A 21,106-nucleotide genomic window follows, 5' to 3' on the forward strand; every position below is an offset into this window, starting at 1 on the left:
TGGAAGGGAAGGCAGGGGGTTCGGGGGAGGTTCCCCTCCCCCGATCCATTTCACTAGAGTTCGCCGCCCTTGCGCCCCGCCATCGCCCCGAGCCGCAGCCGCAGCGCGTTCAGCTTGATGAAGCCCTGGGCGTCGAACTGGTCGTAGGCGCCCTGGTCTTCCTCGAAGGTGACGTGCTTCATCGAATACAGGCTGTTCGGCGACTGCCGGCCCGTCACGATCGTGTTGCCCTTGTAGAGCTTCAGCCGGACCGTGCCGGTGACGCTCTTCTGGCTCTCGTCGATCAGCGCCTGCAGCATCCGGCGCTCCGGGGCGAACCAGAAGCCGTTGTAGATGATCTCCGAGTAGCGCGGCATCAGGCTGTCCTTGAGGTGGCAGGCCTCGCGGTCGAGCGTGATGCTCTCCATCGCCCGGTGCGCGACGTAGAGGATCGTGCCGCCCGGCGTCTCGTAGCAGCCGCGGGACTTCATGCCGACGAAGCGGTTCTCGACCAGGTCGAGCCGGCCGATGCCGTTCTCCTTGCCGAGCGCGTTCAGCCTGGTCAGCAGCGTCGCCGGCGACATCCGCTCGCCGTTGATGCCGACGGCGTCGCCGCGCTCGAACTCGATGGTGATCTCGGTCGGCTTGTCCGGCGCGGCCTCGGGGCTGATGGTGCGCTGCCACACCATCTCATCCGGCGCGTCCCACGGTTCCTCGAGGATCTTGCCCTCGGAGGAGCTGTGCAGGAGGTTCGCGTCGACCGAGAAGGGCGCCTCGCCGCGCTTGTCCTTGGCGATCGGGATCTGGTGTTCCTCGGCGAACTGGATCAGCCGGGTACGGCTGGTCAGGTCCCATTCGCGCCAGGGGGCGATGACCTTCACGTCGGGCTTCAGCGCGTAGTAGCTGAGCTCGAAACGCACCTGGTCGTTGCCCTTGCCGGTCGCGCCATGGGCCACCGCATCGGCGCCCATCTGCTCGGCGATCTCGATCTGCCGCTTGGCGATCAGGGGCCGCGCGATCGAGGTGCCGAGGAGGTACATGCCTTCGTAAAGCGCATTGGCGCGGAACATCGGGAAGACGAAGTCGCGCACGAATTCCTCGCGCAGGTCGTCCATGAAGATGTTCTCGGGCTTGATGCCGAGCAGCAACGCCTTGTCGCGCGCCGGGCCAAGCTCCTCGCCCTGGCCGAGATCCGCGGTGAAGGTCACCACCTCGCATCGGTAGGTGGTCTGCAGCCACTTCAGAATCACGCTGGTGTCGAGCCCGCCGGAATAGGCGAGCACGACCTTCTTCACGTCCTTCACGCGCATCGGGCGCTCTCCAGGCTTACGGAAACCCGGGGGGTATGGCGCTCGAAAGGCGGAGAGGCAAGGTCGGGGGGAAGGGAACTTCCCCCCGAACCCCCCAACCTTCTTTGGCTCTTTGGGAACTGACCCCCGAGGTCAGTCTCCAAAGGACAAAAAAGGGAGGGGGTCCGGGGCGGGGGTTCCCCTCCCCCGGCCTTCATCACATGCGCAGCGTCCCGTTCCGCGCCGCGTCGTAGCGTGCCTGGATCTTTTCCCAGTTCAGCACGTTCCACCACGCCGTCAGGTAGTCCGCCCGGCGGTTCTGGTAGCGCAGGTAGTAGGCATGTTCCCACACGTCGTTGCCCATCAGCACCCGCCCGCCATCCATCAGCGGCGTGTCCTGGTTGGGCTTGCTGACGATGGAAAGCCCGCCCGCCGGCGTCACCGCCACGAACACCCAGCCCGAGCCGAAGACCCGCGTGCCGGCGGTGTTGAAGTCGGTGCGGAACTTCTCCATCCCGCCCAGGTCGCGGTCGATCGCGGCCTTGAGGTCGCCGGTCGGCTCGCCGCCCGCGCCGCCCATGATCTCCCAGAACATGGAGTGGTTGGCATGGCCGCCGCCATTGTTGCGGATGGCGGTGCGCACCGCCTCCGGCACCTGGGACAGGCGCTGCAGCAGGTCGTCGAGCTGCATCTGCGCCAGCGCGGAATGGTCCCTCACCGCGGCATTCAGGTTGGCGACATAGGCCGCGTGGTGGCGGCCGTGATGGATCTCCATCGTCATGGCGTCGATGGCGCGCTCGTTCGCGCCGGGCGCGTAGGGAAGGGCCGGGAGGGTGAATGGCCCGGAAGGGGCCTGGGCATGGGCCGGCCGACGGAAACCCGCGGCGGCGGCAAGGGCGGCACCGCCCATGAGAAGGCTGCGGCGGTTCGTCATGGCGTGATCGTCCTCCACTCGTTTCGGTGGGCGTGGAGGAGATGGCGTCGGCATGGCCGCGTCAACAGAGGGCGTGGATTCGCGATATTGTTGTATAGGCGGAAGGAAAATCCCTGCTACTTTCGCGTGCGCCCTGCGGCGCCAGGCCTATCAGGGCGTGCGACACAAGGCAGGGAGGAACTCCATGTCCGGATTGCGCGGCAAACCGAGGCGCTTCGTCGTGGACCTCGGGGATCTCGACATCGACGACAAGGTCGCCAGCGACATCGGCGATGGCATCCAGCGCGTGGTGCTGGACGTGCTGTCGCGCTACCGCAGCGATAGTGGCCGGAACTACGGCATCCGCTTCCCGCGGGAGTGGATCGGGCTGATCATCCGCGAGCGCCTCGAAACCCTGGACGCCCTCGCGGAGGTGGAGAAGGAGGTCATCGGCTTCGCGGGGATGCGATGACGCGGCTTTGCCCGAGCGCGCCGGCCGAGCCGGGCGCCCTGGTGATCGGCGTGGTGGGGCCGGATGGGCGCGTTGCCCACCTGGCCACGCCGCTGCGGGCGGACGAAGCCTTCGTCGCGCGGTTGCGGCGGGAGGATGCTTCCCCCGAGACCCGGTTCCGCTTCTCCGGCACCTGCCTGGAGGGGCGCTGCGCCCAATGGACGGGCACGGGCTGCGGCATCATCGAACGGGTGCTCGCCCGGATCGATGCCGCCGAAGCGGCCGCGCCCCTGCCGCGCTGCGGCATCCGCCGGGATTGTCGCTGGCATGCGCAGCGCGGCGCGGCGGCCTGCCACGCCTGTCCGCTGGTGGTCACCGACCAGCGCGAATGAGGGCCGGACCGCCACGGGGGCTCCCCCGCGGCGGGCGGTCAGGTTTCCTCGTCGCGGTCGGCCTCGACCTCGATGTCCTCGGCGATGTCCTCGGCGTCGTCCTCGAGTTCCTCGGCGTCCTCGATCGCTTCGTCGCCCTCGACGTCCTCCACCTCGATGTCCTCGGCTTCCGCCTCCGGCGTGGCGGCCCGCTTCTTCAGCTTCTCGTCGGGGATCGGGCTGGCCGTGGCGCGGCGCAGGCGCGGCTGCTCCGCTGGCTGTTCCGTGCCGCATTTCGGGCAGACGGCGGGGGTGCGGGCCAGGTCGTAGAAGCGCGTGCCGCAGGCGACGCAGCTGCGCTTCAGGCCGAGTTCGGGCTTTGCCATCCGGCGGGACCTCATTGGAATCCGGCCTGCACGAGGGGTTGACGTGGCGACGTCGTGCGGGCCGGGGAAAAAGAGTGCGGCGCATTGCCACGCCCGGCCGGGCCATGTCAAACGCGCGCACCATGTCCCATCCCGCACCCCGCCCCCTTCGTGCCAAGGCCCCGGCCGGGCCGCTCTCCGGCCGGCTCGCCGTGCCGGGCGACAAGTCGATCAGCCACCGCGCGCTGATGTTCGGCGCGGTGGCGGTCGGCACCACCGAGATCGCCGGTCTTCTGGAGGGCGAGGACGTGCTCCGCACCGCCGCCGCCATGCGCGCCCTGGGGGCGGAGGTGGAGAAGCTTGGCCCCGGCGCCTGGCGCGTCGCCGGCCGGGGGGTCGGCGGCCTGGTGGAGCCGGCGGACGTGCTTGACATGGGCAATTCCGGCACCGCGGCGCGGCTGCTGCTCGGCCTCCTCTCGGGCCATCCGATCTTCGCGGTGATGACGGGCGATGCCTCGCTCCGCCGCCGGCCGATGAAGCGGGTGACGGACCCGCTTTCGGCGTCCGGTGCGCAGTTCTGGACGCGGGAGGGCGGACGGCTGCCGCTTGCGGTCCGTGGCGCCACGGACCCGCTGCCGATCGACTACGTGCTGCCGGTCGCCTCGGCCCAGGTGAAGAGCGCCTGCCTGCTCGCCGGCCTCTGCGCCCCCGGCACGACGCGGGTGGTGGAGAAGGAGCCGACCCGCGACCACACCGAGAACATGCTGCGCCATTTCGGCGCGACGGTATGGGTGGAGGACACGCCCGAAGGCCGCGTGGTGCGGCTGGTAGGCCAGCCGGAGCTCGTAGCCGCACCCGTGCTGGTGCCGGGCGATCCTTCCTCCGCCGCCTTCCCGATCGTCGCCGCCCTGCTGGTCCCGGGTTCGCGCGTGGTGGTGGAGAATGTCGGGCTGAACCCGCTGCGCACCGGCCTGATCACCACGCTGCGGGAGATGGGCGCGGCGCTGCGCATCGAGAACGAGCGCGTGGCCGGCGGCGAGCCCGTCGGCGACATCGTCGCCGAATACACCGAGATGAAGGGCATCGAGGTACCGCCCGGCCGTGCGCCGTCGATGATCGACGAATACCCGGTGTTGGCCGTCGCCGCCGCGGCCGCGCGGGGCGTCACGCGCATGCGGGGCCTCGCCGAGCTGCGGGTGAAGGAGAGCGACCGCCTTTCCGCCACCGCCGCGCTTCTTGCCGCCAATGGCGTCAACGCCGCGATCGAGGGCGACGACCTGATCGTGCAGGGCACCGGCGGCGCCATCCCCGGCGGCGGCACGGTCGAGACCCACATGGACCACCGCATCGCCATGAGCGCCCTGGTCATGGGCCTCGCCTCGGAGATGCCGGTGTCGGTGGACGATGCCGCCTTCATCGACACCTCCTTCCCCGGTTTCGCCACGCTGATGAACGGCCTGGCGGACGGGGAGGTCCTCGGCGCGCCGTGACCGCCCCGCTGCGATCACCGGAGGAGGCGGACCTCCGGCCGCGGCACGGCACGGTCATCGCCGTCGATGGCCCGGCCGCGGCGGGCAAGGGCACGCTGGCGCGGCGCCTCGCGGCGGCGCTCGGCCTGCCCTACCTCGATACGGGATTGCTCTATCGCGCCGTGGGGCGGCGCGTGCTCGATGTCGGGGCGGACCCGCGCGACGCGACCGTGGCAGAGGCCGAGGCGCGCGCGCTGACCGCGGCGGACCTCGAACGATCGGACCTGCGCGGCCCGATGGCCGACATGGCGGCGAGCGCCGTCGCCGCCATCCCGGCCGTGCGCGCCGCGCTGCTCGACTTCCAGCGCGATTTCGGCCGAAGCCGCGGCGCGGTGCTGGACGGGCGGGACATCGGCACGGTGGTCTTCCCCCATGCGCAGGCGAAGCTCTTCGTCACCGCAAGTGTCGAGGAACGCGCCCGCCGCCGCTTCCTGGAACTGCGCGGCCGCGGCGTCGCCGCCGATCCGGCGCAGGTGGAGGCGGAGATCCGCGACCGTGACGCCCAGGATGCCAACCGGCCGGTGGCGCCGCTGAAGCCGGCCGAGGACGCGATGGTGCTGGACACCACCGCGCTCGATGCCGAGGCGGCGTTCGCGGCAGCGCTGGAACTGGTGCGGGAGCGCGTGGGGCAGGCGGTGCCGGAGAGGGGAAAGCCAACAGTCGCGAACGGCGACCGTTGATGTTACGTCCTCGGCGGGAGGAACTCGGGGAGGGCAGGGTCCTCCGCGCCGCCACTGCGCCCTACGCCGCCGCCACCAGCAGCCTGTTCACCCGCTCCATCGCCTGCGCCACGGCGGCGAAGTCCCGCGCGAAGGCTTCCCGCGACACCCCGTTCGCCGCCAGCTCATCGCCGATTTCCCCGATGCTCCGCTTCCCGTCGACCCGGGCCAGGATCGCGCCTGCCAGGCGGGGCAGGGCCACCGGCACGGACAGCCCGTCGGCGGCGACGCGCAGCACGCCGTCCGGCGGCAGGGAGGCGGCGAGCTTCGCCCCCTCCAGCTCGCGCAGCACCGGCACGCGGGAGGCATCGTCCCACGGCGCGGGCGGCGGTGCCTCGCCCTTGCGGACGCAGTAGGCGATGTGGATGCCCATGTTGCCGGCCGCCGCCTCCGCCAGGGCGGCGCGCTGCACGGGGTCGAGGCCCGCCGTGCGCTCGCGCAGCCGCGGGTCGGTGAGGAAGCTGTCCGGGTCGTAGCGGAAGGGTTCGACCAGGCAGCGGATCTCGAGCCCTGCCGCGTCCACCAGCGCGGCGAGGGCCGGCACGGTGAAGGCGACGTCGCGCGGGTTCAGCAGCAGGTCGTAGATGCCGGCATCGCCGCCCTTCACGTGGTCGGTGATCCAGGGGTTGCGGCGCAGCCAGGCGGTTTCGGGGATCTGCCGCCAGAACCGCTTGGCGATGTCGACGCGCTGCGCCGGCGGCTGGTCGGCCGGCGCGAGCAGGCGCAGCGCGTCCTGCACCATGTAGACCCCGGTGCGCCCGTGCGGGGCATAGACCATGAGGCCGAGCCCGCCGCCGGGCGCGAGGACCGACACCAGCGCCCGCAGACCGGCCAGCGGGTCCGGCAGGTGGTGCAACACGCCGCAGCAATCGATGTAGTCGAAAGGGCCAAGGCCGCTTTGCGGCAGGTCGAGCAGCGAGCCTTCCTGAAATATCACGTTTTCGAGAGAGCGCGCGGCGACGCGCGCCGAGGCGACGCGCTTCGCGGCCGCCGAGCGGTCGAGCCAGGTGACGCTGCCCGGCCGCCCCGCCCAAGCCATCTGCTGGGCGAGCATGACCGTCGCATCGCCCGACCCGCCGCCGGCGACCAGCGCGCGCAGCGGCTCCGAGGCCGGGCGGCGGGCGCCGAAAATCCAGTGGTCCACCTCGCGCAGGTGGCTGGGGCTGCCGATGACGAGTCGCTTCGCCTCCTCCCGCGGGTCGCGCTGCGGGTAGGGGTAGGCCTCGTACTGGGCGGCGAGGGCGGCATCTGCGGCGTCGCTCATGCGCGCCTGTTACGCCGGGACGCGGCGCGGGGCCAGACAGCGCGGCGCGGTTGCTCCGGCGGTCCGGGCTTCGTAGATAGGATGCCATGCGCGCAGCCCTCCTACTGACCGCCCTTGCCGCCCTCGTCGCCGTGCCTGCGCTTGCGCAGCAGCGTGGAGCCGCCCAGGCCCCGGGGCCTCGCAAGCTCGGGGACTTCAATGACTGGACCGCCGCGGTCCACACCGAGTCCGGGCAGAAGGTCTGCTACGCCTTCACCCGTGCCTCGCGCTCCGACCCGGCGCGGGAAGGCGTGATCCTGACGGTGACGCACCGCAGCGCCAGCCGCGACCAGGTCGCGCTGTCGGCGGGCTATGCCTATCCGCGCAATGCGACGGTGACGGTGACGGTGGGGAATACGCAGCTCGCCTTCTACACCAGCAACAACTCGGCCTTCGCCCGCGATGGCCGCGCGGCGGTGGCGGCCTTCCGCGGCGGCGCGAACGCCGTCGCCCGCGGGCCGCGCGCCGGCGGCCGCGGCACGGCGACCGACACCTTCAGCCTGTCCGGCTTCACTGCTGCCTATGAGGCCATCAGCCAGGAATGCCCGGCTTCACGCCGATGAGCACCACCGTCGCCACCGACGGGCTGAACGCGGCGGAACGGGACCGGATCCTCGCCAAGGCGGCGATCTTCGCCCCGCCGCCGGCGATGCTGCCCGATGGGAGGCGCGACCTGGTCGGCCTTTCGCGCGAGGAACTCGCCGCCGAGATGGCGGAGATCGGCGAGAAGCCGTTCCGCGCCAAGCAGCTCTGGCACTGGATCTACCACCAGGGCGAAACCGACTTCGCGAAGATGACCACCATCGCGAAGCCGATGCAGCAGAAGCTCGCCGAGCGCTTCGTCGTCGGCCGGCCGGAGGTGGCGACCCGGCAGGACAGCGCCGATTCGACGCGCAAATGGGTCTTCGCCTTCCGCGACGCCCAGCGGGTGGAGACGGTCTACATCCCCTCGGCGGACGAGGATCGCGGCGCGGTCTGCATCAGCACGCAGGTCGGCTGCACCCTGTCCTGCAAGTTCTGCCATACCGGCACGCAGAAGCTGGTGCGCAACCTCGGCGCGGCCGAGATCGTCGGCCAGTTCATGGCAGCGCGGGATTCCTACGGCGAATGGCCCTCGCCCAAGGACGGCACGGCGCGGCACCTGTCCAACATCGTCGTCATGGGCATGGGCGAGCCGCTCTACAACTACGAGAACGTCGCCAAGGCCCTGCGCATCGTGATGGACCATGAGGGCATCGGGCTGTCGCGCCGCCGCATCACGCTGTCCACCTCCGGCGTCGTGCCGATGATGGACCGCTGCGGGGAGGAGCTCGGCGTCGGGCTCGCCGTCTCCCTCCACGCCGTCACCAACGAGCTGCGCGACGAGATCGTGCCGCTGAACCGCAAATACCCGATCGAGGAACTGATCGCGGCCTGCCGGCGCTACCCCGGCGCCTCCAACGCCCGGCGCATCACCTTCGAATACGTCATGCTGCGCGGGGTGAACGACAGCGAGGCGGAGGCGCGCGAACTGGTCCGCCTGATCCGCGGCATCCCGGCCAAGGTGAACCTGATCCCGTTCAACCCCTGGCCGGGCAGCCCGTACAGGACTTCGACCTCCGAAGCGATCCAGCGCTTCGCGGCGATCGTGAACGACGCCGGCTACGCGAGCCCGATCCGGAGGCCGCGCGGGCGGGACATCCTGGCTGCCTGCGGGCAGCTCAAGACCGAGAGCGAGCGGCGCCGGGCCGCGGCGGGCTGACGCCCCCCCCGGCGGCCCGGCGGCTTGCGCAGCCCCGGCAACGCCCAGCCGGTCCTGGCGGTCCTTTCGGAGTCCTGGCGCGATGTCCGATTGCACCCCGGCGCCCGATTTGCCTTGCCCCGGTGGGCGTCTCAAGCGCCGCCATTGACGTTGTTGTAGGCGTCGCGAGGAAGCGTCCGGCAGGCCGGGCCGCCTGGGCTGCCGCAGCACCCGATCACGAGCAGCGGCAGGATGAGCAGGGCCGCAAGCCGGCGCGGCGCCCTTGCCCGCACGGGGAAGGCGGAGCGCGCCGCGGTCGCTGCCGCATCAGGCCTTCTCGACCTCGCCACCCGCATCGACCCAGCCCTTGAACCCGCCAAGGTTGCGGACGTTCTCGTAGCCCATGTCATGCAGTGTCTTGAGCACCAGGGCCGAACGCCCGCCCGAGGCACAATACGCGATGATCGTCTTCGCCCGGTCGAAATTCGCGTCGTGCAGCGCCGAGGCCGGGTCGGCACGGAACTCCACCAGGCCGCGCGGGATGGCCAGCGCGCCGGGCACCTTGCCGGAGACCGCGACCTCGTTCGGCTCCCGCACGTCGAGGAAGACCACGTCGGGCCGACCGATCAGGCCTTTCGCCTCGTCGGGAGCGATCCGCGGCACGACGGCCTCGGCGGCGGCGAGCATCTGCTGGACGGTGACGGTCATCGGCTTTCCTCTCGAAGCGGGAGCCAAGTCTAAGCTGACCCCGGGCAGTCAGCCCAGGGAGGTCGGAAGCGCGGCCGCCGTCCCGTGGCCGCGAAGGCAGCGGAGGCGGCGGCGACGCGACGGCGGGTCCTATCTGGCGCCCCATGTCGCGGCCCTGGGCGATGCGGCCGCCGCAGGGCGCGGCCCAGAGGGTGGCGACGGGCGCTGCATCCTGCCCGCGAAGGTCGCTGGAACTCCGGCGCACGAAGCGGACAAGCTGGCCATTGACAGCAAAGGCTGGTGGCCTGAGAACGATGTCCGCAGGACTTCGGAACCGGGCCACCAGAGCGATTTCCGTTCGCCTCCGTTCACGGCAACCACGCCAGAATCCTGCTTTCGCGAGCACCTTCGCCCGATCAGGCGATTCCACTGATCGGGATCGGTTCTACGCCCCCTCCTTCACCTCGGCCACGGCGGCGCCGGTGATGCGGAGAAGATCCGCCGGCGAGGTGCGGAAGACGTGCCGGGGCGAACCCGCCGCTGCCCAGACCGGGTCCAGCGCCATCAGGTCGGCATCGAGCAGCAGGATCGGCGGCGCCAGGTGCCCGACCGGGGAGACGCCGCCGATCGCGAAGCCTGTGGTGTCGCGCACCCAGGTGCCGTCCGCCCGCTTCACCGGCTGGCCGACCGCGGCCGCGACCTTGGCCATGTCCACCCGGTTGGCGCCGGAGGCGATGACCAGCACCGCCCGCGACCCGGCGCGGAAGACGATGGACTTGGCGATCTGCGCCACGTCGCAGCCGACCGCCGCGGCGGCGTCCGCGGCGCTGCGCGTGCCTTCGGGGAAGGCCTCGATGGTGTCCGGATGGTCCGCCGCCAGCAGCGCGGCGCGGACGCGTTCGACCGAAGATCCGCTCATGCCCCTGCCGCTACCACAGGGACAGCCCGGCGCCGAGGGCGAGCCCCGCGGCCCCGAACAGGGCGCCGAGCGTCAGCAGCATTCCGCCCCCGCGCAACGGCAGAATGTCGGGCTCCCGCGACACCCCTGCGGCATGCGCGGCGCGCCCGGCCAGCATGGCGAGGCCGGCCGCGTGCAGCGCCCAGGCCGCGGCGCCGCAGAGTTCCGCCGCCAGCAGCGCGACGAGGAAGACCGGCACGTATTCCGCGAAGTTCGCATGCACCCGCACCGCGCGTTCCAGCCGCCGGTCGCCGCCGGTGCCGAGCACCACCCGCGAGCGCGTGCGTTCCGCGAAGACGCGGAACGTCAGGCCCAGGAACAGGGCGATCAGAAGCCCCGCGTACAGCGCAGTCACCCTCGGCATGGAACCCCCTTCGACAGGGCGGCGCGGCGGCGCCATATGCCTGCCGTGACCGAACCCCTCGCCCTTTACATCCACTGGCCGTTCTGCGCCGCCAAGTGCCCGTATTGCGACTTCAACTCGCATGTGCGGGACCGGGTGGACGAGACACGCTTCCGCGCCGCCCTGCGGCGGGAGCTGGCGCATGAGGCGGCGCGCGTCGGCCGCCGCCCGCTCGCCAGCATCTTTTTCGGCGGCGGTACGCCTTCCCTCATGGCGCCGGAGACGGTCGCGGCGCTGATCGAGGATGCGCGCGCGCTGTTCGACCCGCTGCCGGAGATGGAAGTGACGCTCGAGGCCAACCCGACCAGCGTGGAGGTGGCCAGGCTGCGCGCCTTCCGCGATGCCGGGGTGAACCGCGCGAGCCTCGGCGTGCAGTCGCTCGAGGAGGAGGCGCTGCGCTTCCTCGGCCGCCGGCACGACACGGCGCAGGCGATCGCGGCGCTGGAGGCGGCGCGCGGCATCTTTCCCCGCCTGTCCTTCGACCTGATCTATGCCCGCCCCGGCCAGGCGGAGGCGTCCTGGCGGGCGGAGCTGCGGCGCGCCCTGGCGCTCGCGGCAGACCACCTGTCACTCTACCAGCTCACCATCGAGCCCGGGACGCAATTCGCCACGCTGCATGCCCGCGGCGACTTCTCGCTGCCCGAAGGTGACGACGCCGCCCGGCTCTACCTGGCGACGGCGGAGGAGGCGGCGCGTTTCGGCCTCTCGGCCTATGAGGTCAGCAACTACGCGAAGCCCGGGGCGGAGAGCCGGCACAACCTGGCCTATTGGCGCTATGGGGACTACCTCGGCATCGGCGCCGGCGCGCATCAGCGTCTGCTGCTGGATGGGCAGATGCTGGCCACCCGGCGCCACCGTGCCCCCGAGGTCTGGGCCGAACGCGTCGAGCGCGATGGCCACGCCGCGGTGGAGGAAGAGGCCCTGGCCCCGGAAGCGCGTGGGCGCGAGGCCCTGCTGATGGGTCTGCGCCTGGCGGAAGGCGTGGATCCGGACCGCATGGCCGCGCGATCGGGCGTGGCCTTCGAGCAGGCCATCGACATCGCCATGCTCACGGCCTTGCTCGACGAAGGCTACCTGGAATGGACCGCCGGGCGGCTGCGGGCGACGACGGATGGCCTGCTGCGCCTCGACGCCATGCTGCCGCTGCTGCTCCGCTGAAGCAGGGTTCCGCTGCGGTGGGCCAGCCCTGCCGGGTGGCGCCATTCGCGACAGCGGGAGGTTCGAGCGGTGGAGCGCGCTGCCGGAGCGGCTTCCGTTCGCCCGGGCTCACGGCAGCCACTCTGGTCTCTTGATCTCGCGACCATCCTCACCCGATCCGGTGATCTCACCCGATCGGGCCTGTTCTGGCGGCGGGGGCCGGTGCCCGAACCAGTCCGGGCCGGGCGCGGGCCGACGGAGGTGGAACGCAAACCGCCCGCCGGCAGCATGGCCGACGGCGGGCGGCGCAGGCGCGACCCTCGCCTCAGCGGCGGCGGGCGGCGCGGGCGACGGTGGTGGCGGCCTTCTGGCGCTCGAGCGCCGCGAGGTCCTCGTTCATGTAGCCGCGCAGCGTCGCGGCGCTGTCGATCATCGCGTCCTGGGACCGCTCGGCGCGGCCGATCTGCACCGTCCAGGCGGCGCGGATGGCCTCGGCGCGGGCGGCGAACCAGGCATCGCGCTCGGCGGCGGTGGCGAAGCTCGCCGGCGGCAGCGCGACGGTCACATCGAAGAAGCGGCGGACGCGGCCGGTGCGGATGTCCTCGGCGTGATTCAGGGAGCCCATGGGGCCGGTCGCCTGATGGTGCTGCACGCCGAAATCGCGCAGCGGACGCAGGGTCACGGCGGTGGCAACGCGGCCCGGGGCGGTGCAGCTCACCTCGGCGGGCGAGTTGCCGCGCTCGAGGCGCACCTGCGCCGGCGCCGTGATCTGCGCGACCTGCGCGCCGGCCCGCGTCACCGTGCAGGAAGCGCCGGCCGGGTCGGAGGAGACGGTCACGGCACCGTTCCAGGCGGGCGGGGCCTGCTCACCGTTCAGCGCCGCGCCGTCGGCCCGCACATGGTACGTGCCGCAGCCCGCGAGGACGAGCAGTGCGGCGAGACCGGGAACGGCTAGGCCGGCGGGGCGGGAAGCAAAGATGGCAGTCACTGGTGGCGTGTCCCTCTCGATGGTGGATCCGGCGGAGGCCGGACCGGCCTCAGCCTTAAGTCAGATGTTAATAATTTGCTATCGTCTTATTAAAAAGTCGTCCACCACCCAAGAGTTGTCTTCGGGTTTTCATGAAATCACATTTTTTGGCGCATATGGCGAAACCTCTCTCCAAAAGAGGGCGCGTCCGGCGAGGGCTGCTGCCCGAGCCCGGCCGGAATGCTCAGGCCCCTTTGGAAACGCGCCGCGCGGCGCGTTTCCGGGTCCGGCACCGGCCCGCACCTCCACCCGGCCACCCAATCCGGCATACTGACGCGGGCGCCGGCTGGGGGTGCGGGCCGGTGCCGGGCTTTCCAAACGGTCCTTCAGCGCCGCCGGGCCGGCGGTGCCGTAGGGCGCTCGATGGTCGCCGCCGCCCTTTGCTGGTCGAGGCGCGCGATGTCTTCCTGCAGGTAGCGCTCCAGCACGTCCGCCGTGTCGATGGTGGCGTTCGGTGCGCGCTGTGCGCGGGCGATCCCCGGCGCGGCGGCCCGGCGCATCGCCTCCGCGCGGTCGGCGAACCAGGCGTCGCGCGCCTCGGCCGAGGCGAAAGTCGTCGGCGGAAGGTACACGGTCGCATCGTTGTATCGCCGGGTCGAGCCGGTGCGGACGGCCACGGCATTCTGCACCACGCCGGTACCGATCGGCTGCGGGTGATGAATGTCTGCCGCGAAGTCGCGCACCGGGCGGATGGCGAGGGTGGCTTCCATCCGGCCGGGTGCGGAACAGTGGGCGTCGATGATGGCGGCGCCGCGCGCCAGCGGCACCTGGGCCGGGGTGGTGATCTCCGCCACCCGGCTGCCGTCCGCCGTGTTGGTCAGCACGCAGCGGGCGCCAGGCGGCTCGGAGGCGATGCCGATCCGCCCCGGATAGGGCGCGGGCCGTGCTTCGCCGCCGAGTGCCGTGGCGTCGGACGCGGCACTGCCGCAACCCGCCAGCACCAGCAGACCGAGCAAGGCAGTCGCGGCGGGCAGGGCCCGGCGCCGGATGGTGGGGATGGGCGGCATGGGTTCCTCGCTGGCCTTGGGCGACGCCGCGCTCGCCACACGACCCCGTCGCGCGGCCTCCCGCAGCAGGGAGGATATTAATGATTTGGCAACTTCTCGAAAACTGGAATTTTCGCAAAAACAAAGACGTCATTCGGATGCCTTGATGCGCGGCGCGGCCCCCGCGAGACTGCGCCGATGTCCCGTGCCCCCCAGGACGAGGCCCGCGCCGCGCTCGATGCCGCGGGCCAGTTGCCGGATGCCGAGCTCGATCTCGCCGCGATCGCGCTGCAGTTCGCACGGGTGGACGCGCCGGAGGCCGACTGGCGGGAGGCCACCGCGGCGCTGACCGCGATCGCGCGCGCCGCGGTCGAGGCCGCGGCGGCGGACCCACTCGCGGATGGCGGCGACCTCGAGGCACGGCGGGCGGTGCTCGCCGCCGTGCTGCATGGCCGTTTCGGCCTCTCCGGCGATGCCGAGACCTATGACGACCTCGCCAATGCGAACCTGATCCGGGTGCTGCAGCGGGCGCGCGGCCTGCCGGTGGCGCTCGGCATCCTGTGGCTGCACGCGGCCGAAGCGGCGGGCTGGGGCGCGCATGGCGTCGATTTCCCGGGGCATTTCCTGCTCGCGCTGGAAGGGCCGCGGGGGCAACTCGTGCTCGACGTCTTCGCCGGTGGCGAGGTGCTGGACCCGCCGGCGCTGCGCGCCCTGCTCAAGCGGATGGAGGGGGCGGCGGCGGAGCTGCGCCCCGGCCTGCTGCGACCGATGGCGAAGCGGGAGGTCCTGCTGCGCCTGCAGAACAACATCAAGCTGCGGCGGCTGAAGGCGGGCGACCTGCAGGGCGCGCTGGCCTGCACCGAGGACATGCTCCGCCTGGCGCCTGACGCGGCGGCCCTGTGGCGCGAGGCGGGGCTGATGAACCAGCGGCTCGATCGGATCGGCGCCGCGCTGGCCTGCCTGGAGCGCTTCCTCGCTCTGGCGCCGGAGGGCGCCTCGGCGGATCGCATCCGCGCGCTGACGGTCGAATTGCGGCAGCGGCTGAACTGACGGGCGCCGGGCCCTTTACTGCCCCTTTATCAGCGAATCGGCATCTTGCGCTGCAGCGCGCGGCTCTTACTCTGCGCGGCAAGTATCGCCGGAGGAATTTCCATGAATCGCCGCACGCTGCTCGCGGCCGGCTTCGCCGCGCCCTTCGCCCGCGCCCATGCGCAGGCTGCCTGGGCACCGAATCGGCCGATCCGCTTCATCGTCCCCTTCGTCGCCGGCGGCAGCACCGACGTCGCCGCGCGCATCATCGCCGACCGCATGGGCGAAACCCTGGGCCAGCCCGTGGTGGTGGAGAACCGCGGCGGCTCGGGCGGCAACATCGGCGGAGACATCGTGGCGAAGGCGCCGCCCGACGGACACACCATCCTGATGGGCGTCACCGGGCTGCTCTCCACCAACCGGCACATCTATCGCCAGATGCCCTTCGATCCCGATCGCGACCTCGCCCCCGTCTCCATGGCCTACACGGCGGACATGGCGATCGTCGTGACCAACGGGCTGCCGGTGCGCACGCTCGCCGAGTTCGTCGCGCTGGCGAAGGCCAATCCCGGCAAGTACTCCTTCGGCTCCTCGGGCCACGGCGCCTCGACGCACACGGCGGCGGAACTGTTCCGCCTCGCCGCCGGCATCGATATGGTGCACGTGCCCTATCGCGGCTCGGGCGCGGCGATGAACGACCTGGTCGCGGGCAATATCGAGATGATGCTGGTGCAGATCGCCGGCGCGGCGGGGAACATCCGCGCCAACCAGATCCGCGCCCTGGCGGCGACCGGCCCACGGCGCCACGCGCTGATCCCTGACGTGCCCTCGATCGCCGAGGCCGGCTATCCGCAGGCCGAGGCGACATCCTGGGGTTGCGTCATGGTGCCGGCCGGGACTCCCGCGCCGGTGGTCCTGCGCCTGTCCCAGTCGGTGCAGGACGCGGTCGCGCACCCGCCGGTGGCGCAGCGGCTGGAGCGGGCGGGCGTGGACGGTGCTGCCTCCTCCCCAGAGCAACTCGCGGCCTTCATCCGGTCGGAAGGCGAGAAATGGGGCCGGGTGGTGCGGGAGGCCGGGATCCGCGTCGAATAGCAGGGCGGCGCGCGTCGCAGGGGCTAGGGACTGTCCGACAGGCGGGGGGGTGCCTATTCTTCTCTCCATGTCCCAGGCCAAGCCGCGCGTCGCGCTGTTCGTCACCTGCCTCGTCGACCTCTACAGGCCGAGCGTCGGCTTCGCGGCGCTGCGCCTGCTCGAACAGGCCGGCTGCGAGGTGGAGGTGCCGGCGACGCAGACCTGCTGCGGCCAGCCCGCCCACAATGCCGGCGACCGCAGCACGGCGCGGGACCTGGCGCGCGCCGTGATCGATGCCTTCCAGGGCTTCGACTACGTGGTGGCGCCCTCCGGCTCCTGCGCCGGCATGATCGCGCACCACTACCCCTCGCTGTTCGAGGACGACCCGCAATACCGCGCCAAGGCCGAGGCGCTGGCGGCGCGCACGCATGAACTGGTGTCGTTCCTCTCCGACGTGATGGGGACGACCAGGGCGGCGGCGCGCTACGACGGCAGCGTGACCTACCATGATTCCTGCTCGGGCTTGCGGGAGATGGGCGTGAAGTCGCAGCCGCGCGCGCTGCTCGCGACCGTCGAGGGGCTGAGCCTGACCGAGATGGCGGATCCCGAGATCTGCTGCGGCTTCGGCGGCACCTTCTGCGTGAAGTACCCGGACATCTCGACGCGCATGGTTACCGACAAGTGCCGGGACGTGCAGGCGACGGGGGCGGGCACGCTGCTCGCCGGCGACCTGGGCTGCCTGCTGAACATGGCGGGGCGGCTGAAGCGGGAGGGATCCCACGTGAAAGTACGCCACGTTGCGGAAGTGCTGGCCGGCATGACGCAGGACGTCGCGCCGATCGGTGAAGGGAGCGCATCATGACCGTACCGGCAGGGCCGCTGGCCGAGCTCGCTGCGCGCGGCTTCGCCCGCGTGCCGGGGGCGACGATGATCGGGCTGATGGGCGAGGCCGGGGCACCGGCGCTGCTCGCGCCCTTCTTCGCCTCCTGGAACCGGCTGGAAACCGACGCCTTCATGGCAGATGGCGGGCGCTACCGCCGCCGCCGCATCGCCAATTTCAGCGCCGAACCGGGGGTGCCGGGGCATGTGCGGGGCGAGCACCGGCCGCATTTCCAGGCGGTGGTGCACAACACGCTGAACGGCGGCGTGGACCGCTGGTTCGCGGCGATGGAGGACGAGGTTGCCGCCTCGGCCCCGCTGCGCGCCCTGCTCGACCTCGGCCGTTCGATGGCCGACACGCTGCACGGCCCGCAATCCTGGTTCGTCGAGGCGCACCAGTTCCGCATCGAGGCCGCCGCCGGCGCGCCGGGCTACCCGACGCCCGAAGGCGTGCACCATGACGGGGTGGACTGCGTGCTGATCGCCATGATCGCGCGCACCAACCTGACGGGCGGGGAGACGGTGATCCAGGACGATGCCGGCAACCGCCTGGCGCAATTCGTGCTGCAGGATCCGCTCGACACCGCGCTGGTGGATGACCCTCGGGTGATGCACGGCGTCACGCCGATCGCGCCAACCGATCCGGCGCTGCCATCCTGCCGGGACGTGCTGGTGCTGACCTGGAAGCGGGGCGGCGTTCCCGGCTGATGGGTTGATGCCAGCGGTCGCGAATGGCGTCCGCTGGCACAAGAGGGGCTCCGCCCCTCGCAAACCTGCCCCGCCGAAGGCCACAGGGCCTTTGGAAACCGACACTCGAGTCAACGCGGGTGCAGGGGACCGTGTCCCCTGCTGGGGGTGCTCGAGGGGGCAAAGCCCCCTCGATCCGCCTATCCTGAGCAGCCCCTGTCAGGCCGGGATGAGCGCGCCGCCCAGGATGTGGACCACGCCGTTGCTGCACAGCAGGTTCGGCCGGAGGATGCTGGCCGAGGCCCCGGACGGCGCCGCGCCCGCGCGTGCCGCCTGGATGCGGGGCGCCGCTGCCGTGCCGCCGACCAGCACGGCGTCGATGCCGCTCAGCATGCGCACGCGGTTGCCGCGGGCCTGGATGTCCGGCAGGCGGAGGCGGCCGCCGGCGATGAAGTTGCGCAGGCTGGCTGCGCCGCCGTTGCGGAACTGTTCGGAGGTCGCGGCCCAGGCAAGGTTGGTCGGCGCGAAGACGGTGTACGGGCCGGGACCGTTCAGGAGGCTCTCAAGGTCGGCCCGGCGCAGTGCGGACCGGAAATCGGAGGTATCCGACTGCGTACCCAGGACGTCCATGATCGGGAAGCGGCCATCGAGAGTCACGGGGGTTTCGCAGGCCGACAGCAACAGGGCTCCGCCGCCGGCGACGAAGAGGGAACGACGCGTGATCACCTGCGCTTCTCCTTGCAAGGGCGCGAATCGGGCCCCGAGAGGGGGCCGCGGCGTTTTGGCTCCCCGTGCGGCCCAGGGCAAGTCCCGAGGCAGCACTGCCCAGCCGCCGTCACGGCAGGGCACCGAAACGCTCGAGCACCGGCAGCAGATGCGGGCGCAGGGCGGCGTAGTCCTCGCTCATGGGGAAATGGCCGAGGCCCGGCATGATCACGGCCACCGCCCCCGGGATGGCGGCGGCCGTGGCGAGCGTGTCCTCCGGCCGGCAGGAATAGTCGTATTCGCCGGTGAGCAGCGCGACGGGGCAGCGGGCGGTGTCGATGCGGGCCAGTTTCGGGCGCAGGTCGCCCTCGCCCTTGTAGAAGTGCAGGTCCCCGCGGAACACGCCCGGCCCGCCCTGCATGTAGTGCCACAGGGTCTCCCACCGATCGCCCTCGGGTGCGGTGGGGGCGATGAGTCCGGAAACCACGGCGGCGCAGACCTCCCCGCCATGGGCGTGCGGGTGGTGCAGCCATTCCGTGTCGTAGTAGGGCGCGACGAAGGCCGAGGATTGCAGGCCGATCACGGCACGGATGGCGCCCGCCTGTTCGGCGGCGAGGTCGAGCACGATGCGCCCGCCGATCGAGCAGCCCATCACCACCGGGCGGTCGAGGCCGAGGGCGCGCGAAACGGCCAGTGCCATGCCGGTATAGGCGGCGGTGGTCAGGCGGTATTCGTCGGCGTGCCAGCCCTCGGGCGGGGAGGACTTGCCGTGCCAGGGCATGTCGAATGCGATGCAGCGGAAGCGCGAGGTGACCGCCTCATCGTTCATCAGGTGGCGCCACTGTCGGCCATCGGCGCCTGCGGTGTGCAGCAGCAGCAGCGGGACGCCCTGGCCCGCTTCCTCGAAATAGACCCGGTGCGGGCGGCCTTCGAGGTCGAGCCGCATGTACCGGCCGATGACGGGCTCGATCACGCGGCGTCCTCCCGCAGCAGGGCGAGGGCGCCCTTGAACCAGAAGAGATGCGCCATGAAGGGCTGGATATCGCCCTCCACGCGCAGCGCGCCCCGGCGCATCAGCGCCATCAGGTCGTGCCAGCCGGGCGGCGGGCTCGCGCCGAGGAAGCGCGCGAAGCCCTCGGCGTCGAAGCGCAGCGCCAGGTCGTAGCGCGGCATGATCGCGGGGGCGGGTTCGGCCGAACGCAGGGCGCCGTCGCGGATCGAGAGGATCCAGCGACGATCGCCCGCTTCCAGCAGCACCTCCGCCGTCAGGTGGCGGCCCCAGCGGGCGAGGCCCGGCGCGGCGGCAACCCGCGCCGGCAGGTTTGCGAGGTTCACGTGCGGACCATCGCGCAGCCGCCCTCGGACATCGGGCGGAAGGCCTGGGCGGCAGGGATGCTCCGGAGCTTCCTGTAGTAGTCCCAAGCGCCGCGGCTTTCGTCCGGCGCCTTCACCTGGAACAGGTGCATGTCGTGGATCTTGCGGCCGTCCGCGCGTACCTCGCCGCGGCCGAAGAGCGGGTCGTCGGTCGGCATCTCCTTCATCCGCCGCACCACCGCCGCGCCGTCCGCCTTGGCGGCCGCGACGCCCATGCTCTCCACCGCCTTGAGGTAGTGCAGCACGGCGGAATAGGTGCCGGCGTGGATCTGCGTCGGGCGGATGCCGCGGTTCTGCGGGTGGAAGCGCTCGGTGAAGGCGCGGGTGCCGTCATCGAGGTCCCAGTAGAAGCTGTCCGTCATCACCAGGCCCTGCGCCGCCTGGAGGCCGACGCCATGCACGTCCGGGATCTGCAGCAACAGGCCCGCGAGCCGCATGCCGCGCCGCGTCAGGCCGAATTCGGCAGCCTGCTTGATGCAGTTGATGGTGTCGGAGCCCGCATTGGCGAGGCCGAGGACCTTCGCCCGGCTCGCCTGCGCCTGGAGCAGGAAGGAGGAGAAGTCGGTGGTCCCCGGGAAGGGATACCGCGCCTGGCCGAGCACGCGGCCGCCGGCGGCGGTGACGAAGCCGCCGGTGTCGCGTTCCAGAGCATGGCCGAAGGCATAGTCGGCGGTCAGGAAGAACCAGGTGTCGCCGCCCTCTGCCACCAGCGCCGTGCCGGTGCCGTGGGCCAGCGCCCAGGTGTCGTAGGTCCAGTGGATGTGGTTCGGCCCGCAGGCGCGGCCCGTCAGGTCCGAGGCCGCGGGTCCGGTGTAGAGCGCGACCTTGTTCTTCTCCCGCACGACCTCGCCCATCGCCAGGGCGAGGGCGGAGAGTGGCACGTCGAGGATGCAGTCCACGCCTTCGCGGTCATACCAGGACCGGGCGATGGACATGCCGACATCGGCGCGGTTCTGGTTGTCGGCGGAGATCAGGTCGACGCGCAGGCCCGGGCGGGTGCGGGTGAAATCCTCGATCGCCATGCGGGCGGCGACGACGGACCCCTGGCCGGTATTGTCGGAATAGGGGCCGGACATGTCCGACAGCACGCCGAGCTTGATCGCAGGCGCCTGCGCGCGGGAGGGCCGGGTGGCGGCCAGAGGCAGCGCGGCACCGGCGGCGAATGCCGCGCGGCGCGTGAAGCTGGGGGGCATGGACGTTCCCTTGGTCGTGATGTTGGCGGCAGGGTAGCAGGGCAGCGGCGGAGGAAAAGCCGGGGGCACCGCGGGAGGGGCCTTGCCCCTCCCGCACCCTCCCCACCAAAGGCCGAAAGGCCTTTGGGAACCGTCACCTGGCACGGTGCGCCACCGTCGGGAGCAGCGGCGAAGCCCGCCCCGGTGCACGGCGCGCCGTGCCGTGATGAAAGATGCCTGCGGCGCCCGGCACCAAGTGATGGTTTCCAAAGGCCCTTCGGCCTTTGGTGGGGCGGCCCGGAGGGGCAAGGCCCCTCCGGCCGGGCTTCGCGGCCATCATGCAAACCCGTCC

The 21,106-nt window shown here is 71.6% G+C and carries 24 protein-coding genes; 11 read left to right on the forward strand and 13 right to left on the reverse strand.

Annotation, left to right across the window (positions count from 1 at the left end):
• Nucleotides 1–53: 53 nt before the first annotated feature.
• Together GXW74_RS12095 and GXW74_RS12100 are read right to left on the reverse strand one after the other, a co-directional pair.
• The gene (locus tag GXW74_RS12095; RefSeq protein WP_211846764.1) at nucleotides 54–1,289 is read right to left on the reverse strand and encodes an argininosuccinate synthase; all 1,236 of its coding nucleotides are present in this window, start codon (nucleotides 1,287–1,289) and stop codon (nucleotides 54–56) included.
• A 196-nt stretch (nucleotides 1,290–1,485) separates the two neighbouring features.
• Nucleotides 1,486–2,202 carry a superoxide dismutase gene (locus GXW74_RS12100; RefSeq protein WP_246523251.1) on the reverse strand — a complete coding sequence of 239 codons (717 nt, stop codon included), beginning with the start codon at nucleotides 2,200–2,202 and terminating at the stop codon, nucleotides 1,486–1,488.
• A gap of 184 nt (nucleotides 2,203–2,386) precedes the next feature.
• Here GXW74_RS12100 and GXW74_RS12105 point away from each other — a divergent pair, with 184 nt between their 5' ends.
• Together GXW74_RS12105 and GXW74_RS12110 are read left to right on the forward strand one after the other, a co-directional pair.
• Nucleotides 2,387–2,653 carry a hypothetical protein gene (locus GXW74_RS12105; protein ID WP_211846765.1) on the forward strand — a complete coding sequence of 89 codons (267 nt, stop codon included), beginning with the start codon at nucleotides 2,387–2,389 and terminating at the stop codon, nucleotides 2,651–2,653.
• Nucleotides 2,650–3,024 (forward strand): hypothetical protein, encoded by a 375-nt coding sequence (locus tag GXW74_RS12110; protein WP_211846766.1) that lies wholly within the window; start codon nucleotides 2,650–2,652, stop codon nucleotides 3,022–3,024. The genes GXW74_RS12105 and GXW74_RS12110 overlap by 4 nt, the downstream gene beginning before the upstream one ends.
• Nucleotides 3,025–3,062: 38 nt before the next feature.
• On the opposite strand, the gene GXW74_RS12115 is transcribed toward GXW74_RS12110, so the two are convergent.
• Nucleotides 3,063–3,389, reverse strand: coding sequence for a TIGR02300 family protein (locus GXW74_RS12115; protein ID WP_211846767.1), 327 nt, complete (start codon nucleotides 3,387–3,389; stop codon nucleotides 3,063–3,065).
• Between the two features lie 122 nt (nucleotides 3,390–3,511).
• Between GXW74_RS12115 and aroA the strand changes: the two genes are divergently transcribed.
• Together aroA and cmk are read left to right on the forward strand one after the other, a co-directional pair.
• Entirely contained in the window at nucleotides 3,512–4,858 is a 1,347-nt protein-coding gene (gene aroA / locus GXW74_RS12120) for a 3-phosphoshikimate 1-carboxyvinyltransferase (RefSeq protein WP_211846768.1), read from the forward strand.
• Nucleotides 4,855–5,577 carry a (d)CMP kinase gene (cmk, locus tag GXW74_RS12125; protein WP_338148216.1) on the forward strand — a complete coding sequence of 241 codons (723 nt, stop codon included), beginning with the start codon at nucleotides 4,855–4,857 and terminating at the stop codon, nucleotides 5,575–5,577. Before aroA ends, cmk begins: the two co-directional genes overlap by 4 nt.
• 61 nt (nucleotides 5,578–5,638) lie before the next feature.
• Here the strand turns inward: cmk and GXW74_RS12130 are convergent, their stop codons facing one another.
• Nucleotides 5,639–6,880: a methyltransferase gene (locus tag GXW74_RS12130; protein ID WP_211846769.1), complete on the reverse strand. Its 1,242-nt coding sequence runs from the start codon at nucleotides 6,878–6,880 to the stop codon at nucleotides 5,639–5,641.
• Between the two features lie 86 nt (nucleotides 6,881–6,966).
• Here GXW74_RS12130 and GXW74_RS12135 point away from each other — a divergent pair, with 86 nt between their 5' ends.
• The gene (locus GXW74_RS12135; protein ID WP_211846770.1) at nucleotides 6,967–7,482 is read left to right on the forward strand and encodes an invasion associated locus B family protein; all 516 of its coding nucleotides are present in this window, start codon (nucleotides 6,967–6,969) and stop codon (nucleotides 7,480–7,482) included.
• On the forward strand, nucleotides 7,479–8,660 hold the full coding sequence (gene rlmN, locus GXW74_RS12140; protein ID WP_246523252.1) for a 23S rRNA (adenine(2503)-C(2))-methyltransferase RlmN: 1,182 nt from the start codon (nucleotides 7,479–7,481) through the stop codon (nucleotides 8,658–8,660). Before GXW74_RS12135 ends, rlmN begins: the two co-directional genes overlap by 4 nt.
• Before the next feature lie 306 nt (nucleotides 8,661–8,966).
• On the opposite strand, the gene GXW74_RS12145 is transcribed toward rlmN, so the two are convergent.
• From GXW74_RS12145 to GXW74_RS12155, 3 genes are all read right to left on the reverse strand, one after another.
• Nucleotides 8,967–9,347, reverse strand: coding sequence for a rhodanese-like domain-containing protein (locus GXW74_RS12145; RefSeq protein ID WP_211846772.1), 381 nt, complete (start codon nucleotides 9,345–9,347; stop codon nucleotides 8,967–8,969).
• A 424-nt stretch (nucleotides 9,348–9,771) separates the two neighbouring features.
• Nucleotides 9,772–10,245 carry a YbaK/EbsC family protein gene (locus GXW74_RS12150; RefSeq protein ID WP_211846773.1) on the reverse strand — a complete coding sequence of 158 codons (474 nt, stop codon included), beginning with the start codon at nucleotides 10,243–10,245 and terminating at the stop codon, nucleotides 9,772–9,774.
• Between the two features lie 10 nt (nucleotides 10,246–10,255).
• The gene (locus GXW74_RS12155) at nucleotides 10,256–10,648 is read right to left on the reverse strand and encodes an MAPEG family protein (RefSeq protein ID WP_211846774.1); all 393 of its coding nucleotides are present in this window, start codon (nucleotides 10,646–10,648) and stop codon (nucleotides 10,256–10,258) included.
• 36 nt (nucleotides 10,649–10,684) lie between these two features.
• Between GXW74_RS12155 and hemW the strand changes: the two genes are divergently transcribed.
• On the forward strand, nucleotides 10,685–11,845 hold the full coding sequence (gene hemW / locus GXW74_RS12160) for a radical SAM family heme chaperone HemW (RefSeq protein WP_211846775.1): 1,161 nt from the start codon (nucleotides 10,685–10,687) through the stop codon (nucleotides 11,843–11,845).
• Nucleotides 11,846–12,149: 304 nt separating this feature from the next.
• Here hemW and GXW74_RS12165 read toward each other — a convergent pair whose 3' ends face one another.
• Together GXW74_RS12165 and GXW74_RS12170 are read right to left on the reverse strand one after the other, a co-directional pair.
• Entirely contained in the window at nucleotides 12,150–12,812 is a 663-nt protein-coding gene (locus GXW74_RS12165) for a hypothetical protein (RefSeq protein WP_211846776.1), read from the reverse strand.
• A gap of 365 nt (nucleotides 12,813–13,177) precedes the next feature.
• On the reverse strand, nucleotides 13,178–13,858 hold the full coding sequence (locus tag GXW74_RS12170; RefSeq protein ID WP_211846777.1) for a hypothetical protein: 681 nt from the start codon (nucleotides 13,856–13,858) through the stop codon (nucleotides 13,178–13,180).
• A gap of 177 nt (nucleotides 13,859–14,035) precedes the next feature.
• Here GXW74_RS12170 and GXW74_RS12175 point away from each other — a divergent pair, with 177 nt between their 5' ends.
• From GXW74_RS12175 to GXW74_RS12190, 4 genes are all read left to right on the forward strand, one after another.
• Entirely contained in the window at nucleotides 14,036–14,887 is an 852-nt protein-coding gene (locus tag GXW74_RS12175; protein WP_211846778.1) for a SirB1 family protein, read from the forward strand.
• A 102-nt stretch (nucleotides 14,888–14,989) separates the two neighbouring features.
• Entirely contained in the window at nucleotides 14,990–15,958 is a 969-nt protein-coding gene (locus GXW74_RS12180) for a Bug family tripartite tricarboxylate transporter substrate binding protein (protein ID WP_246523254.1), read from the forward strand.
• Between the two features lie 67 nt (nucleotides 15,959–16,025).
• Nucleotides 16,026–16,799 carry a (Fe-S)-binding protein gene (locus GXW74_RS12185; RefSeq protein WP_211846779.1) on the forward strand — a complete coding sequence of 258 codons (774 nt, stop codon included), beginning with the start codon at nucleotides 16,026–16,028 and terminating at the stop codon, nucleotides 16,797–16,799.
• Entirely contained in the window at nucleotides 16,796–17,524 is a 729-nt protein-coding gene (locus GXW74_RS12190; RefSeq protein ID WP_211846780.1) for a 2OG-Fe dioxygenase family protein, read from the forward strand. The genes GXW74_RS12185 and GXW74_RS12190 overlap by 4 nt, the downstream gene beginning before the upstream one ends.
• Before the next feature lie 198 nt (nucleotides 17,525–17,722).
• On the opposite strand, the gene GXW74_RS12195 is transcribed toward GXW74_RS12190, so the two are convergent.
• The 4 genes from GXW74_RS12195 to GXW74_RS12210 all read right to left on the reverse strand — a co-directional run bounded on the left by GXW74_RS12195 (nucleotide 17,723) and on the right by GXW74_RS12210 (nucleotide 20,775).
• Nucleotides 17,723–18,229 carry a fasciclin domain-containing protein gene (locus GXW74_RS12195; protein WP_211846781.1) on the reverse strand — a complete coding sequence of 169 codons (507 nt, stop codon included), beginning with the start codon at nucleotides 18,227–18,229 and terminating at the stop codon, nucleotides 17,723–17,725.
• 109 nt (nucleotides 18,230–18,338) lie between these two features.
• Nucleotides 18,339–19,181 (reverse strand): alpha/beta fold hydrolase, encoded by an 843-nt coding sequence (locus tag GXW74_RS12200; RefSeq protein ID WP_211846782.1) that lies wholly within the window; start codon nucleotides 19,179–19,181, stop codon nucleotides 18,339–18,341.
• On the reverse strand, nucleotides 19,178–19,543 hold the full coding sequence (locus GXW74_RS12205) for a hypothetical protein (protein WP_211846783.1): 366 nt from the start codon (nucleotides 19,541–19,543) through the stop codon (nucleotides 19,178–19,180). Before GXW74_RS12205 ends, GXW74_RS12200 begins: the two co-directional genes overlap by 4 nt.
• Complete coding sequence (locus tag GXW74_RS12210; RefSeq protein WP_211846784.1) at nucleotides 19,540–20,775, reverse strand: ABC transporter substrate-binding protein; 1,236 nt, start codon at nucleotides 20,773–20,775, stop codon at nucleotides 19,540–19,542. The genes GXW74_RS12205 and GXW74_RS12210 overlap by 4 nt, the downstream gene beginning before the upstream one ends.
• Nucleotides 20,776–21,106 lie beyond the last annotated feature (331 nt).

The sequence above is a fragment of the Neoroseomonas eburnea genome, assembly GCF_018129005.1.
Classification (GTDB): Bacteria; Pseudomonadota; Alphaproteobacteria; order Acetobacterales; family Acetobacteraceae; genus Neoroseomonas; species Neoroseomonas eburnea.